The sequence below is a fragment of the Streptomyces griseofuscus genome (genome assembly GCF_014673495.1).
Lineage (GTDB): Bacteria > Actinomycetota > Actinomycetes > Streptomycetales > Streptomycetaceae > Streptomyces > Streptomyces murinus.
Genome location: NZ_CP051006.1, coordinates 4,195,605 through 4,211,394, shown reverse-complemented (window position 1 = coordinate 4,211,394; position 15,790 = coordinate 4,195,605). Strand labels below are relative to the sequence as shown.

At 73.5% G+C, this 15,790-nt stretch carries 10 protein-coding genes; 6 read left to right on the top strand and 4 right to left on the bottom strand.

The annotated features are described in order from the left end of the window. Positions 1–151: 151 nt before the first annotated feature. Both HEP81_RS18690 and HEP81_RS18685 read left to right on the top strand, forming a co-directional pair. Positions 152–2,338: a flotillin family protein gene (locus HEP81_RS18690; RefSeq protein ID WP_037650154.1), complete on the top strand. Its 2,187-nt coding sequence runs from the start codon at positions 152–154 to the stop codon at positions 2,336–2,338. A gap of 142 nt (positions 2,339–2,480) precedes the next feature. Continuing rightward, positions 2,481–7,337 (top strand): DNA repair ATPase, encoded by a 4,857-nt coding sequence (locus tag HEP81_RS18685; protein WP_051849787.1) that lies wholly within the window; start codon positions 2,481–2,483, stop codon positions 7,335–7,337. Between the two features lie 283 nt (positions 7,338–7,620). On the opposite strand, the gene HEP81_RS18680 is transcribed toward HEP81_RS18685, so the two are convergent. Both HEP81_RS18680 and HEP81_RS18675 read right to left on the bottom strand, forming a co-directional pair. Then, a complete protein-coding gene (locus HEP81_RS18680; protein ID WP_157854305.1) occupies positions 7,621–7,764 on the bottom strand; it encodes a hypothetical protein in 144 nt (47 codons plus the stop codon). Between the two features lie 469 nt (positions 7,765–8,233). Next, positions 8,234–9,391, bottom strand: a complete 1,158-nt coding sequence (locus tag HEP81_RS18675; protein ID WP_037650151.1) for a permease — start codon at positions 9,389–9,391, stop codon at positions 8,234–8,236. Between the two features lie 111 nt (positions 9,392–9,502). Between HEP81_RS18675 and HEP81_RS18670 the strand changes: the two genes are divergently transcribed. Next, entirely contained in the window at positions 9,503–9,934 is a 432-nt protein-coding gene (locus HEP81_RS18670) for a GNAT family N-acetyltransferase (RefSeq protein WP_037650148.1), read from the top strand. Positions 9,935–10,015: 81 nt separating this feature from the next. Here HEP81_RS18670 and HEP81_RS18665 read toward each other — a convergent pair whose 3' ends face one another. Continuing rightward, positions 10,016–10,960 (bottom strand): aminoglycoside phosphotransferase family protein, encoded by a 945-nt coding sequence (locus HEP81_RS18665; RefSeq protein ID WP_037650146.1) that lies wholly within the window; start codon positions 10,958–10,960, stop codon positions 10,016–10,018. Between the two features lie 44 nt (positions 10,961–11,004). Beyond that, positions 11,005–11,634 (bottom strand): phosphatase PAP2 family protein, encoded by a 630-nt coding sequence (locus HEP81_RS18660; RefSeq protein ID WP_037650144.1) that lies wholly within the window; start codon positions 11,632–11,634, stop codon positions 11,005–11,007. Between the two features lie 328 nt (positions 11,635–11,962). On the opposite strand from HEP81_RS18660, the gene HEP81_RS18655 reads away from it, so the two are divergent. The 3 genes from HEP81_RS18655 to HEP81_RS18645 all read left to right on the top strand — a co-directional run bounded on the left by HEP81_RS18655 (position 11,963) and on the right by HEP81_RS18645 (position 15,636). Beyond that, complete coding sequence (locus HEP81_RS18655; protein WP_243279481.1) at positions 11,963–13,471, top strand: hypothetical protein; 1,509 nt, start codon at positions 11,963–11,965, stop codon at positions 13,469–13,471. Positions 13,472–13,569: 98 nt separating this feature from the next. Further along, entirely contained in the window at positions 13,570–14,367 is a 798-nt protein-coding gene (locus HEP81_RS18650; protein WP_243279479.1) for a GntR family transcriptional regulator, read from the top strand. Positions 14,368–14,373: 6 nt separating this feature from the next. Beyond that, the gene (locus tag HEP81_RS18645; protein ID WP_051849783.1) at positions 14,374–15,636 is read left to right on the top strand and encodes an MFS transporter; all 1,263 of its coding nucleotides are present in this window, start codon (positions 14,374–14,376) and stop codon (positions 15,634–15,636) included. Positions 15,637–15,790: the final 154 nt, after the last annotated feature.

The following is a 15,790-nucleotide window of genomic DNA, read 5'->3' as shown; positions in this document are numbered from 1 at the left end:
GAAACCGGCAATGCGGAAACGGTCCCCCGGGCCGCACCATCCTCTGCGGGGAGCACTACGGAGGGTTCCGGTGCGGGGCATCGCGGGGGGATGCCCCGCACCGGCGCCTCGGGGGAGCTCCGACCCGCCGTCTGACGCAAGGACGTATGCCATGGAAGCCCTCGGCGTGCTCGTCGCCGCCTGTGTGATCATCGCCGTGCTGTTGCTGCTCGGGTTCTCCCGGCTCTACCGCAAGGTCGACCAGAGCCAGGCCCTGATCGTCTCCAAGACGCGGCGCGTGGATGTGTCCTTCACCGGACAGGTCGTGCTGCCGATCCTGCACAAGGCCGAGGTCATGGACATCTCGGTGAAGACCATCGAGATCAGCCGCTCCGGCAGGGACGGGCTGATCTGCCGGGACAACATCCGTGCCGACATCCGGATCCTGTTCTTCGTCAAGGTCAACAAGACCGTCCAGGACGTCATCAAGGTCGCCCAGTCCGTGGGCACCGAGCGGGCCAGCCACCAGGACACGCTCCAGGAGCTGTTCCACGCCAAGTTCTCCGAGGCGCTGAAGACCGTCGGCAAGCAGATGGACTTCACCGACCTGTACACCAAGCGCGAGGAACTGCGGTACCACATCATCGAGTTGATCGGTGTCGACCTCAACGGCTACCACCTTGAGGACGCCGCGATCGACTATCTGGAGCAGACGCCGCTGACCCAGCTGGACCCGGCCAACGTCCTCGACGCGCAGGGCATCCGCAAGATCACCGAGCTGACCGCCGTCGAGCATGTGCGCACCAACGAGGCCAAGCGCACGGAGGAGAAGGAGATCACCCGGCAGGACGTCGACGCCCGCGAGGCCATCCTGGAGCTGGAGCGCCGGCAGGCGGACGCCGAGATCAAGCAGCGGCGGGAGATCGAGACCTCCCGCGCCCGCGAGGAGGCCGAGACCGCCCGGGTGATGGAGGAGGAGCGGCTGCGCGCGCAGACCGCGTTCCTGCGCACCGAGGAGCAACTGGGGGTGCAGCGGGAGAACCAGGCCCGGGAGATCGCGGTCGCCGCGAAGAACCGCGAGCGGGTCATCGCGGTGGAGAACGAGCGCATCGAGAAGGACCGCCTGCTGGAGGTCATCGCCCGGGAGCGGGAGACGCAGCTGACCCAGATCTCCGCCGAGAAGGAGGTCGAGGCGGAGAAGCGGGAGATCGCCGAGGTCATCCGGGAGCGGGTCGCGGTGGACCGTACGGTCGCCGAGCAGGAGGAGTCCATCAAGAAGCTGCGCGTGGTCGAGGAGGCCGAGCGCGAGCGGCAGGCCCTGGTCATCGCCGCCGAGGCGGAGGCGCAGGAGAAGCTGGTCAAGGACATCAAGGCCGCGGAGGCCGCCGAGCAGGCCGCGACCCACCGGGCCGCCGAGGAACTGACGCTGGCTGAGGCCCGGTTGAAGACCGCCGACCTCGACGCGCGGGCCAAGCTGCGGCTCGCGGAGGGCGTGCAGGCCGAGTCGGCCGCCGAGGGGCTCGCCGCGGTGCAGGTCCGGGACAAGGAGGCCGAGGTCACGGTCAAGGCCGGGCGCGCGGAGGCGGAGGCCACCGAGGCGCGGCTGCGGGCGGAGGCCGAGGGCACCCAGGCGAAGGCGCTCGCGGAGGCCGAGGGCGCGCGGGCCAGGGGTCTCGCAGAGGCCGAGGGCGCGCAGGCGGCGGCCGCGGCGACGGAGGCGCGGCTGCGGGCCGAGGCGGAGGGCGCCCGGGCGAAGGCGCTCGCGGAGGCCGAGGGCACGAAGGCGGCGGCGCTGGCGGAGGCCACCGGTATCGGCGAGAAGCTGAAGGCCGAGGCGGCGGGGCTCACCGAGAAGGCGGCGGCGATGGCCGCGCTGGACGAGGCGTCGCGCGGGCACGAGGAGTACCGGCTGCGGCTCCAGGCGGAGAAGGAGATCCGGCTGGCCGGCCTGGAGACCCAGCGGAAGGTGGCCGAGGCGCAGGCGACGGTGCTGGCCACCGGTCTGGAGAACGCCGACATCGACATCGTCGGCGGGGAGTCCGTCTTCTTCGACCGGCTCGTCTCGGCGGTGTCCTTCGGCAAGGGCGTCGACGGCTTCGTGGCCAACTCCCGCACCGCCCAGACCCTGGCCAAGCCGTGGCTGGACGGGTCTGGCAGCTTCACGGATGACCTGAGCCGGGTGCTCGGCTCGGTGGGCACGGCGGACATCCAGAACCTGACGGTGTCGGCCCTGCTGATGAAACTGATGAACGGCGGCGGCGCGGAGGCGTCCCAGTTCCGCCAGCTGCTGGAGAAGGCGGGGGAGTTGGGGCTGGCGGACACGCCGGTCGCGTCACTGAACGGTGCCGCCCGCAACTGAGGCGAACGCCCCTTAGGGGCGGGGCCGTATCGATATGCGGCTCCGCCGCGTGGGCGCGATCAGCCACGACGCACCCGCAGTCCGCGACGAATCCCGCACCCCTACGGCGAATCCGAACCCCGCTGAATCACGAAGGGCGATCATGGCCACCGAGACCGTCGACGCCGGAACGTACGACGTCCTCCGCGACCGGCTGGCCGCACACGCCGCCGAACTGGCACGGCGGGCCGAGGAACTGAACGCCCGCCGTGCCGAGGAGTTCGGCTCGACCCGCCTCGAACTCGCCTCCACCGCCAATCTCAAGACCCCCCACGCGAGTCTCCGGCAGGACATCGTGGCGGTCGGCGACAAGCTGCTCTTCGGCAGCCGGGCGCGCGGCAGCGAACCCGTCCTCGCCCTCTACGACCGCGCCGGAAACCGCCTCCCCGAGGACGGCGGCTTCCTCGACGACCCCGCGTTCGTCCGCGAGTTCACCGCCCTGACCCGCTACTACCGCGACGCCCACCTGCTGCGTCTGCGCCGCACCGACGGCCGTCTCCTCGCGGTGTTCCGCACCGGCGAGAAGGCCGACGACATCCGCGCGCTGCGCTGGACCCTGACCGAGGACGGCCGCGCCGAGTTCCTGGACGCGCGCGGCGAGCGCGACGACGTCGTACCCCCGGCCCAGGACGTCACCTGGACCGGCACCGGCCGCGCGGACCATGTGCTGGGCCGGGAGCCGTACGTCGCCGTACCCGGCGGACTCGGTGTCGCGGCCCTCGGCGGCACCCTCACTGTCCGCGCCGAGGACGGCACCCGGCTGTACGCCGAGCCCGTCGCGGAGCCCCTCCAGTCCCTCGCCGACGCCGCCGTGGCGTACGCGAGCGTCGGCCCCCTGACGCTGCTGCGCGTGCGGCCGTACAAGGAGGACACCGACCGCTATCTGGTCTTCAACGCCCTGACCCGGGCGGTCGTCCGCCTCGACGGCATCGGCCAGGCGTGCCGGCGGCTGCCCGAGGAGCAGGGCGTCGTCTTCCCCGGCGGCTACTGCCTGGCCGGCGGACAGCACAAGGCGTACGAACTCGACGTGACCGGACTGGAGTTCGAACAGGAGATCCGCGCGCCCAACGGCGAGGACGTGCTGTACGCGTTCCGGGACCGCTCCGGCGGCGGCACGCTCCTGCTGTCGTACAACACCCTGCGCAAGGAGGTCGCCACCCCGCTGCCCTGCCAGGGCTGGGCGCTGTTCGAGGACGGCGCGCTCGCCGTGCTGCGCGCCGGGGGCGACGAGCCCGCGCACACGCATCCCGTGCAGTGGTGGACCTCGCCGTACGTCTCCGACACCCATGCCGCCGCCCTGCGCACCGGCACCGGCCCGCTCGCCCGCGTCGGCAACGCGGACCTGGTGCGCGGTCTCGCCGACTGCCTGTCCGTGGCCCGGCTGGTCGCCGACGGCATCACCACCGGCGAGGGCTACCGCGCGCTGACCGCCGCGTGCGTCCGCGCTGCCGACACCCACCACTGGCTGGCCGACCCCGAACTCGGCGCCGTCCAGGAGCCTTTGGCGGCCGTCCGCGAGACCGCCGAACAGGTGCTGGCCGAGTTCGAGACGGTGCGCGAGCTGACCCGGGGGGCCGCCGAGGCGCTGGAGGAGGCCGCCGAGCGGATCGCGGCCGTGGTGCGCCGGCTGCGCGGCGAGGCCCCGCGCGAGGCCGCCGCCTGGGTACGCGGACTGACCGAACTCCGCCGCGCCCACGGCCACTTGCTCACCCTGCGCGAGCTGCGCCACGTGGACACCGAGCGGGTGGCCGCGCTGGCCGCCGAGGCGGAGTCCGACCTGGCCGCGTTCGGCAGGCGCGCGGTGACCTTCCTGTCCCGCGAGGACGCCTTCACCGCCCAGCGCGCCGAGGTGGAGCGGCTGGTGGCCGACGCGGACGCGATCCGCACGGTCGCGGACGCCGGGCCCGTCACCGAGCGCCTGGACGAGCTGGCGGACGGGCTGCGCACCGTCACCGAGGTGGTCACCGGCCTCGACATCGCTGACGCCACCGTGCGCACCGCCGTACTGGAGCGGATCGCCGATGTCCTGGGCGGCGTCAACCGGGCGCGCGCCACCCTCGGCGCCCGCCGCCGCTCCCTCCAGGACCAGGAGGGCCGCGCCGAGTTCGCCGCCGAGACCGCCCTGCTCGCCCAGGCCGTCACCGCCGCGCTCGCCGACGCCACCACCCCCGAGGCCTGCGACGACCAACTCGCCTCCGTGCTGGCCCGGTTGGAGGACCTGGACGGCCGGTTCGCCGAGTTCGACGACTTTTTGACCGAACTCGCGGGCAGACGCACCGAGATCTACGAGGCGTTCGCCGCCCGCAAGCAGTCCCTCGCCGATGTCCGGGCCCGCCGGGCGGAGCAACTGGCCGTATCGGCCGGGCGGATGCTGGAGACGGTGGCCCGGCGCGCGGCGGGGCTCGCCGACGCCGACGCGGTCACCGCGTACTTCGCCTCCGACCCGCTGGTCGCCAAGATCGTCCGTACCGCCGGCGAGCTGCGCGACCTCGGCGACAGCGTGCGCGCCGAGGAACTCGACGGCCGTCTCAAGGCCGCCCGGCAGGACGCCGCACGCGCCCTGCGCGACCGCGGCGACCTGTACGCCGACGACGGCCGCACCCTGCTGCTCGGCGGCCACCGCTTCGCCGTCAACACCCAGCCGCTGGACCTCGCCCTCGTGCCGGCCGCCGACGGTCTCGCCCTCGCGGTCACCGGCACCGACTACCGCGCCCCGGTCACCGACCCCGACCTCGTCTCGATGCGCCCCTACTGGGACCGGCATCTGCCCTCCGAGTCCCCCGAGGTCTACCGCGCCGAACACCTCGCCGCCCGCCTCCTCGGCGAGCACGGCCCGGCCGCCCTCGCCGCCGCCGAGGACCTGCCGGGCCTGGTCCGCCGGGTGGCGCAGGAGTCGTACGACGAGGGCTACGAGCGCGGTGTCCACGACCATGACGCGACCCTGATCCTGACCGCGCTGCTGCCCCTGTACGACGCCGCCGGTTCCCTGCGCCACGAGCCCGCGGCCCGCGCCCGGGCCCAGCTCTTCTGGACCCACGGCACCACGGAGGCGGCCCGTGCCGCCTGGAGCCGCCGTGCCGTGTCCCTGGCCCGCGCCCGCGACGCCTTCGGTCCGACGGCGGCACTGGGGGAGCTGGTGGCGGAGCTGGCGGCGGCCCTCGGTCAGTGGGAGCCCTCCGACGCCCGCGAGAGCGCGGACCGGGGCTTCGACCGCTGGTCCGCGGAGGCGGCCGCCGCCTACCTCTTCGACGAACTGACCGGCGGCACCGGCCCCGAGGACTTCGTGCTCGGCGGGGCCGCCCGCGCGCTGCTCGACAAGTTCCACCAGGCGCTGGCCGGTTCGGACTACGGCCGCGACCTGGAAGGACTGACCGAACTGCGGGACCGCCGCCAGGTGGTCGAGGCCTGGCTGACCGCGTACGCCGACGCCAGTGGCAGCGCCGCCGCCCCCGGTGAGCTGGCCGAGGCGGTCGCCGCCGAACTGTGCCCCGAGCTGCCCCGCTACGACGGCGACGCCCGGCTCACCACGACCGTCGAGGGCCTCCTCGGCGCTCACCCCCGGGTGGCGGGCGGCCGGCTGGAGCTGCGCCTGGACGAGTTCCTGGCCCGTACCGCCCGGCACACCGCGCACGACATGCCCGGCTTCCGCGCCTACCAGCGCCGCCGCGGCGCGCTGCTCGCGGCCGAACGCGAACGGCTGCGCCTGGCCGATCACCGGCCCCGGGTGATGCCGTCGTTCGTCCGCAACCGCCTGGTGGACGAGGTCTACCTGCCGCTGATCGGCGACAGCCTCGCCCGCCAGCTGGGCACCACCGGCGCGGGCAAGCGCACCGACACCGGCGGCCTGCTCCTGCTGGTCTCGCCGCCCGGCTACGGCAAGACGACGCTCATGGAGTACGTCGCCGACCGGCTCGGCCTGATGCTGGTCAAGATCAGTGGCCCGGCGCTCGGTCACTCCGTCACCTCGCTGGACCCGGCCGACGCCCCGGACGCCACCGCGCGCCGCGAGATCGAGAAGATCAACTTCGCGCTCGCGGCGGGCAACAACACCCTGCTCCACCTGGACGACATCCAGCACACCTCGCCCGAACTCCTCCAGAAATTCATCCCGCTCTGCGACGCCACCCGGCGCGTGGACGGCGTGTGGAACGGTGAGCCCCGCACCTACGATCTGCGCGGCAAGCGGTTCGCGGTGTGCATGGCGGGCAACCCGTACACGGAGTCCGGGGAGCGGTTCCGCATTCCCGACATGCTCGCCAACCGCGCCGACGTATGGAACCTGGGCGACGTCCTGACCGGCAAGGAGGACGTCTTCGCGCTGAGCTTCGTGGAGAACGCCCTGACCGCCAACCCGGTCCTCGCCCCCCTCGCCGCCCGCGAGCGCGCCGACCTGGAGCTGCTGGTCCGGCTGGCCGCGGGCGACCCGACGGCCCGCCCCGACCGGCTGTCCGCCGCACTGCCGCCCACCGAACTCGACTCCGTACTCGCGCTGTTGCGCCATGTCCTCGCCGTCCGCGACACGATCCTCACGGTCAACGCCGCCTACATCGCCTCCGCCGCCCAGTCCGCCGACGCCCGCACCGAGCCGCCGTTCCGCCTCCAGGGCTCGTACCGCGACATGAACAAGATCGCCCAGCGGCTGCGCCCGGTCATGAACACCGCCGAGCGCGAGGCCGTCGTCCAGGACCACTACACGGCCGAGGCCCAGACCCTGACCACGGGCGCCGAGGTCAACCTCCTCAAACTCGCCGAACTGCGCGGCGAGCTGGATACCACCCGCGCGGCCCGCTGGACCGACATCAAGACCGCCCACATCCGCACCCGCACCCTCGGCGGCCCCGACCAGGACCCCCTGACCCGCGCGGTCGCGGCGCTGACGGTACTGGCGGACAGGGTGGCAGCGGTGGAATCGGCGATCATCCGGGCCACCGGGACCGAGAGCGAGGGCACCTCCCGCTGACAGGCGGCTCCCCGCCCGTGCCTGGAGTCTGGGCATGGTCACCGAGGCGGCGCTGCGTGGATATCTGCTGGAGGCACCAGGCGAACGCGCTCGGGCAGTTCCGCTACGTTCCGCCGTTCTCGCTGCCGGTCAGGCTCTTCGTGGAGGCGAAGTTCACCGAGGGCAAGGTGCAGCTCTCGACCGTGCGCAACGGACACGGGGTGGTGCACGACATCAACGAGAACATGGTGACCACCCGCCAGGACCCTGGGCCCAGCCGCCCGCGACCGCGCCACCACTACAGCTACGCCGTCTTCTCCACCGCCGGCTTCAGCCGGAACGCGCAGGAGTACGCGCTCGCCCACCAGATATCGCTGGTCGACCTGTCCATGCCCGACTTCGCGGGCCCGCGGGAGCTGGTGAGGTCGGTGGCCAGGGACGAGTACATGGAGTACGACCCCGATGCCGATGCCCATCCGCTGCCGGAGAGCGTCACGGAGCCCCTTGACCGGCTGGCCGGTGTCCTCAGCAGCCGCTCGACACTCGGCCTCGTACTGGCCTTCCCATCGGCGCCGTTCGTGCCGGGCCTGGCCTCGGAGGACCTCTGCGCCTTCGTGGACTACGCCCGCGCGCACCCCACCCACGACATCAACCTGGGCCGGGTCCAGGACGGGAACCACTCCGTGTGGCGCGTGCGCCCTGCCGCCGATCCGGGTGCCTACGCCATGACCTTCAGCCTGCCCAAGCGGGTCGAGTCCTGGATCCGCGCCCAGGAGGAGGCGGTCAACGAACGCGCCCGTTCGGTCAAGCGCCGCCTCCTGTCGACCATGACCGTCTACTGGCTCGACGGCGACCACATCCTGACCTTCAACTCAGGTACGCGCCGGTCCAGTTGCATCAGTGACCCCGCTCGCACCTCACCCGTGCCCGTGCTCCGCACCCTCCTGCGGCCCCCCGCCCATCGTCCGCAGCATCGCCCTGCCGCCCGTGCGCAGGAAGCGGATGACGAGGGAGGTGGCGAGGAGGAGGAAGGCGATGTTGAGCCAGGTCGTGTAGTTCCAGCGGATGCCCTCCTCGGGGAGCCGGGCCACGGCTTGGTCGGGGATGAGGCCGAGGCCGCCGAAGAGGAACTCCACCACGTAGCCGGCCACCGCGATGGCGGCGAAGAAGGTGGCGAGCAGGAAGCCGGCCATGCGGGGGCCGTAGTACTTCCGGTAGATGTTGAGGATCGGCAGGATCAGCAGGTCGGCGTAGATGAAGGCGATCACGCCGCCGAAGCTGATGCCGCCCTTCCACAGGACCACCGCCAGCGGCACATTGCCGATGGAGCAGACGAACGTGGCGACGGCGACGACCGGGCCGATCAGCGGGCCGGTCAGCTTGGCCGCGAGGGGATGGCCGGCCAGGAAGAAGGTGTGCCAGAAGTCGTCGGGCACCCAGGCGGCGATGGCACCGGCGATCAGCAGCCCCGCCACCAGGTCGCGCAGGATCGCGGCCCACTCCATGACGAAGATGTGCGACACGGAGGTGAGCCCGGCGCGCGAGAGCAGCCGGCGCAGGAAGCCGCCCTCGCCCCGCACCGACATGTCCATCGCCGCGTGGCCCTCCATCGACCCGGCGACCCCGCGCTCGGCCTGCTCCCGGGCGCGGTGCAGCAGACGTTCGCGCAGGAAGACGCGGAACAGCACCGCGAGGACGACGATCATGATCGGGCCGCCGGCGAACTCCGCCGCGGTGAACTGCCAGCCCATCAACAGGGCGAGAATCACACCGAGTTCGATGACGAGGTTGGTCGAGGCGATCTCGAAGGCCATCGCCGCTGTGAAGTTCGCGCCCTTGCGGAACAGGGAGCGGGCGAGGGCGACGGCGGCGTAGGAGCAGGAGGACGACGCGGCGCCGAGGCCCGCGGACAGGGCGAGCGTGCGCGGGCGGTCGTCGCCGAGCAGCCGTACGACCGCCTCGCGGCGCACCACCGCCTGGACGACGGCCGAGAGGGTGAAGCCGAGGATCAGTGCCCAGGTGATCTCCCAGGTCATCGATCCGGTGATGGACAACGCGTGCCCGATCGCGTGCATGCAGCGCACTCCCTTCACGGTGGTGCGGTTCCGCCACTCGGCCGAGAGTACCCCTATGGGGTATCCCGAAACGCAGCGAAGGTCCCGTTCGGCGATCGGTATCCTCCCCGCATGGATATCCGTGTGGAGGCCGTACGGGAGCCGTCCCAGGAGCTGGTCGACGCCTTCGGGAGGCTGCTTCCGCAGCTGTCCTCGGCCGCCGCGCCCCTGGACCGCGCCGCGATCGACCGGCTGGTGTCCTGTGACACCAACACGGTGCTGCTCGCCCGCACCCCCGAGGCGATCGTCGGCACCCTGGTCCTGGTGCTGCTGCCCCTGCCGTCCGGGCTGCGCGGCCGGATCGAGGACGTGGTGGTCGACGGCGCGGCGCGCGGCCGGGGTGTCGCGGGGCTGCTGATCGAGGAGGCGGCACGGCTCGCCCGTAAGGCGGGCGCGCGCACGCTCGACCTCACCTCCCGCCCGGACCGCGCCTCCGCGAACCGGCTCTACGAGCGGCTCGGCTTCCGCACGCGGGAGTCCACGGTGTTCCGGCTGAGCGAGTAGGCGTCCGCCGCCTCGGTGTGGACGGCCGCGCCGCTTCGGGGAGTCGGCGTCCGCCGCTCCACCGCGAACAGCCGCGCCGCTTCAGGGAGTCGGCACGATCCGGCGCAGCGCCGCGCGGGCCGGCGGGGCCCAACTGGGCTTCCCGCCGGGGCGGCCGCGGCGGCCCGCCTCACCGATGAGAAGGCAGCCCAGGGCGCGGAAGAGCGCCCAGCCCCGGGCGCGGCGCAGGGCCGCGGCGTGCGTGGCGGGGTCCTGTGCGGGCCGGTACGCGGGCCGGTACGTGGTGTGGAAGCGGTCGAGGGCGCCGTCCGGCAGGAGGGTCCAGGCCGCGGCGAGATCACAGGCCGGGTCGCCTGCGCAGAGGTCCCCGAAGTCGATCACGCCGCAGAAGGTGCCGTCCGCGGTGAGCACGTTGGCCGGGTGGAGATCGCCGTGCAGCCATACCGCCGGGCCGGACCACACGGGCGCGGCGGCGGCGTCCGCCCAGATCGCGCGCATCGCCCGGACGGTCTCCGGATCGGGCAGCAGCCCCAGTTCGGCCGCCGAGGCCAGCCCCCGCTCGAACTGGCCGACCAGCGGTGCCAGCGGCCCCCCGCGTTCCCGGCCGGCGGGCGCGTCGTCGGGGGCGGGCCGGTGCAGGGCGGTCAGGAAGCCGGCCAGGGCGTCGGCCGCCTCCCGGCCGCGCGTCGCGGGGGCCAGATCACCGGGCGTGCCCGGCACCCAGGTGGTGACGATCCAGGGCCGCGGAAACCCTGCCGTGGGGGCGCCGAGCCGCTGCGGGACGGGGACCGGCAGAGGCAGGCGCGGGGCGAGGACGGGAAGCCAGGTGTGCTCCTTGAGCAGCAGCGCGTCCGCCGTCGCGGTCGCCCAGGGCAGCCGCACCGCGAGGTCGTCGCCGAGCCGCCACAGCTGGTTGTCCCAGCCGCGCGCGCCCAGCCGCAGGGGACGCTCGGCGAGGTCCGGGTGCTGGGCGCGCAGCAGGGTGCGGACCAGGTCCGCGGTGAGTGCGGTGCCGTCGTGGGTCATGCGGGGCAACCGTAGCCGCCCCGCAGGGGTACGTCCGGGAGGGATCAGGAGGGCTGCGACGTCAGCAGCGGACGCAGGGCGCCGGTGCGCAGCCGGTCCACCAGCGGTGGGGCGATCCGGCGCAGCACCAGGACGGTGACGAGCGAGACGACGCTGCCGACCAGGGCGCCCACGGCGACGTCGTGCGGGTAGTGCGCGCCGACGTACACCCGGGAGGCGCCCATCGCGAGCGCGGTGACCAGGGCGAGGGTGCCGAGGCGGCGGCTGATCAGCAGGAGGGCCACCGCGAAGGCGAAGGCGACGGTGGTGTGGTTGCTGGGGAAGGCGTAGTCGTCCGGCGCGGGGCACGCCTCCAGGAGGAAGTCGTGGGGGAGCGCGCGGCACGGCCGGGGCTCGTCGAAGACGTCCTTGATCCCGCTGTTGACCACGTAGGCGAGGACGACGGCGACCGGCGTCGCCAGCACGGCGGCCATCGCGGTGCTGCCCTGTCCTCTGGCCCGCCACCACGCCACCAGCAGATACACCGCGAACAGGCCGATGCCGAAGGCACTGAACACCGAGACCGGTTCGTTCAGCCAGTGCGTGTGCCGGGCGAAGTCGGTGACGTCGGTGTACAGACCGCCGTCTATCGCCGCGCCGTCGAGCGCCTGGGTGGTCGGGGAGGAAGTCGTCATCAGATGGGTCTCCGGGGCCGTGCTGCGTGGGCCGCGGGCTCCGGGAAACGGGCGCGGGCACCGATCGGACGTACGGATGAAGCGCGGACGTCTCAGAGGTAAACGTCTACAAGTATGTAGACGATATCAGGTTACGGCGCGGGGCGCCGCCTCGCCTGGACCGACGGTGGTGCCTCGCCCGTAGCGCATGTGCCGCCTCGCCCGTGCCGACGGTGGCCCCACCCGTGCCGCCCCGACTGACCCGAACGGCCCCGCCCTGCTCGCGCTCGCGTGCGCGGGGCGGTGCGCTGGTGATCTGCATGGCGATCCGCACGGCGAGGAGGTGCCAGTGACGAACGGTGCGACCCCCGACCACCCCGGCGACCCGGGCCGCTCCGACCGCCCTGGCGACCCCGACCGGCCCGATGGCGCCGAGCGGCCGGGCGAACCAGGTCGGCCACGCGACCCCGACCGGCCGGAGCCCGCGGATCACCCGGAACGACACGACCGTCCCGACCGCCCGGAACGGCAGAACGGACTCGACCACTCGGACCGCCCCGGCCACTCCGAGCTCGACGACCTCCGCTCCCGCCTCGCCGCCCTCGAAGCGGAGCGGCACGCGCGGCACGGCGGGGCGGCGCGGCCCCGGCGGCGGCCCCTCTCCGCGCTCGCCGCCGTGCTCCTCGTCATCGGCTGCCTCCTCGCCCCGCTCGCCGTCGTCGCCACCTGGGCCGCCGACCTGGTCGGCGACACCGACCGCTATGTCGCGACCGTCGCCCCGCTCGCCGGGAACCCCGCCGTGCAGGACGCCGTCGCGAACCGGGCCACGGACGCGCTGATGGACCGGATCCAGCTGCCCACGCTGCTCTCCGACGTGGCGCCCAAGGACCGGCCCCTGCTGGAGAAGGCGCTGGGCGGGCTCGGCGGGGGCCTGGAGAACGCCGTACGGGGGTTCGTGCACGACCAGGCCCGCAAGGCCGTCGCCTCCTCGGCCTTCGCCACGGTCTGGACCGACGCCAACCGCAGGATCCACGCCTCCCTGGACAAGGCGCTGACCGGCACCGGTGGCGGCGCGGTGCAGCTGAAGGACGACACCGTCACCCTCGATCTCGCCCCGCTGATCGAGGACGTGAAGAAGCGCATGGTCGACGCGGGGATGACCTTCGCGAGCCATATCCCGGCCATCCACGCCCAGTTCACGCTTCTGGAGTCCCAGCAGATCGGCAAGGTGAAGACGTACGTACGGCTGCTGCGGATCGCCGGCAACTGGCTGCCGGTGCTCGCCGTCCTGCTGATCGCCGCCGGTGTCCTGCTGTCGCTGCGCCGCCGCCGCGCCCTCGTCGCGGGCTGCCTCGGCGCGGCCGTCGCCACCGCCGTGCTCGGCATCGGGCTGCGCGTCTTCCGCGTGTTCTACCTGGACCGGCTGCCCGCCGATGTCTCCCCGGGCGCGGCCGGCGCGGTCTACGACACCCTGACCCGCTTCCTGGAGACCGCGGTACGGATGGTGATCGTGCTCGGCGTGGTGATCGCGCTGGGCGCCTGGCTCAGCGGGCCCGGGCGGCGGGCCGGACTGGTGCGGGGCCTGTGGACCGACGGCATCGGCGCGGCCCGCGGCACCGCCGACCACGCGGGCCTGCGCACCGGTCCGGTCGGCCCCTTCGTACGCCGGCACCGCGCCTGGTTCACCTGGATCCTGGTCGCCGTGGCGGTTCTGGTCTGCCTGCTGTGGCCGTACCCCACCGGCTGGGTGGTCCTCGGGATCGCCCTGTGCCTGCTGTTCGTCCTGGCCGTGGTGGAGTTCCTGGCGGCGCAGCCCCCGCCGCGGCCCCTGCGCGAGGGCCACGCACCGCGTTCCTGATCCATCAGCTTTCCGCCCGCGCGATAGCTTTCCGACTCCGTCCGGACCCCGTCCCCGTGGGACGGGACTCCCGCCCTCGTGAGACCGGAGAGCCGCCCGTGCCGCCCCTGCCACCCGTGCCGCCCCTGCCGCCCCTGCCCCTCAAGCCCCGTGAGGCGCCCTACCTCGCCGTCGCCGACGCGCTGCGGGCGCGGATCCGCGGGGGTGAATGGCGGATCGGCGGGCGGCTGCCGTCCCGGGCGCGGCTCGCGGAGGAGTACGGGGTCGGCCGCAATGTGGCCCAGCGGGCGGTGGACCGGCTGATCGCCGAGGGGCTGCTCGAAGGGCGCGCGGGGTCGGGGACCTACGTACGGGCGCCGCGCGAGCGGCTGCCGATGATCCGGGCGCGCCGGCACGGGGGCCTCGGGCACCCGGCCACCAGTGTCGCCGAGCGCGGCCGGGCGGGCGCGTGGGACTTCCACACCCGGGTGCGGTTTCCCGCGCCCGCGGCGATCGCCGAGCGGCTCGCCATCGCGCCCGGGGACCCCTGCGTCAGCACGCGCTGCGAGTTCCTCGCCGACGGCCGGCCCGTCCAGCTCTCGCACTCCTGGGAGCCGTTGGCGATCACCGACGGCACTCCGATCGTGCTGCCCGAGCAGGGGCCGCTCGCGGGCAAGGGGGTGGTCGAGCGGATGCGCTCCATCGGGGTGCTCGTCGAGACCGTGGCCGAACTCCCCCGCCCGGCCCGCGCCACCCGGGAGCAGGCCCATCTGCTCGGCATCAGCCTCGGCGACCTGGTCCTGCGGATCGAGCGGACCCTGTACGACGACGGGGGCCGCCCGGTGGAGACCGCCGACATCGTCGTCCCGGACGCCCGCCGTGAAGTCCTCTACGAGTTCGCCGTCGAGCGGGGATAGCCGCCGATGCCCCCGCGCCCCGCCACCCGGTCCGGACTCCTGCGCGACCGGGACTTCCGCCTGCTGGCCGCCGCCACCGCGCTCGGCCAACTCGGCGACCGCGTCGTCTTCCTGGCGCTGCCCCTGGTCGCCATCGCCCTGCTGCGCGCCGGCGCCTTCCAGGTCGGCCTGCTGACCGCGGCCACCACCGCGGGCTCCCTCCTCGTCGGACTCCCGGCGGGCGCCTGGGTGGACCGGGTGCGCAAACGACCGGTGCTGATCGCCGCCGACCTTGCCCGGGCTCTGGTCCTGCTCTCCGTCCCGGCGGCCCGCTGGTGCGGCCTGCTGAGTGTCGAATGGCTGTACGGCGTCGCCCTCGTGCACGGCCTGCTCACCGTCTTCTTCGAGGTCTCCTACGCCAGTTACCTGCCCCACCTGGTGGGCCGCGCCCGGCTCCTGGAGGCCAACTCCACGCTCTCCGCAATCCGTTCGGCGACCAGCGTCGGCGGCCCGGCACTGGCGGGCCCGCTGGTGGGCGGCTTCGGACCGGCCACCACGCTCCTGGCGAGCGCGACCGGGACGGCCGCGTCGGCCCTGCTCGCGCTGGCCATCCGTGACCACGAGAAGAGGCCCGAACGGCCCGGCACCCGGCCCCGGTTGCGCCGCGAGGTGCGGGAGGGGCTGCGCTTCGTGCTCGCCCATCCGGTGCTGCGCGCCACGATCCTCGGCGACGCCCTCTTCAACCTCTCCCTGGCCATGTACCAGGCCATGCTTCTGCTCTTCCTGGAAAGGGAGTTGGGGCTCGACGCGGCCGGGGTCGGCCTGATCCTCTCCGGGATGGGGTGCGGTGCCCTGCTGGGCGCGCTGTCGGCGACCAGGATCGCGCGGCGGCTCGGACCGGGCACGGCCGTCTGGCTCGCCCCACTGGTCACCTGCCCGCCGACCGCGCTGATCCCCCTGGCCCGCCCCGGGTGGAGCCTCTGCCTGGCGGCGGCCGGTCTGGCGGCGCTGAGCTTCGGCGGTGTCGTACGCGTCGTCGCCCAGGCCGGTTTCCAGCAGTCCCTCACCCCGGACCGGCTGCTCGGCCGGATGAACGCGACCGCCCGGTTCGTCTCCTGGGGCGGCCTCCCGCTCGGCGGACTGCTGGGCGGCGCCGCGGGCACCGCGTTCGGGGCACCGGCCACCCTGCTGATCGCCGCGGCCGGCATGACACTGGGCTTCCTCCCCGCCTTCCTCTCCCCGCTGCGCACAGCCAACCGAGGAAGCTCTCGGATCTGCAAGCCGAGTTGACGCTTCCGGGCGCCGACTTGTCCAGACACCTTTTCTCTTCTGTCTGTCCATGGGGCGCTTCGTCGACGTTCTTCCCGGCGTACCCGCGCACCCCTAGTGTCTCGCTGTCATGTACGCGCCCCGCTACCGGTCAGGGGCTCACTTCCAGCAGGAG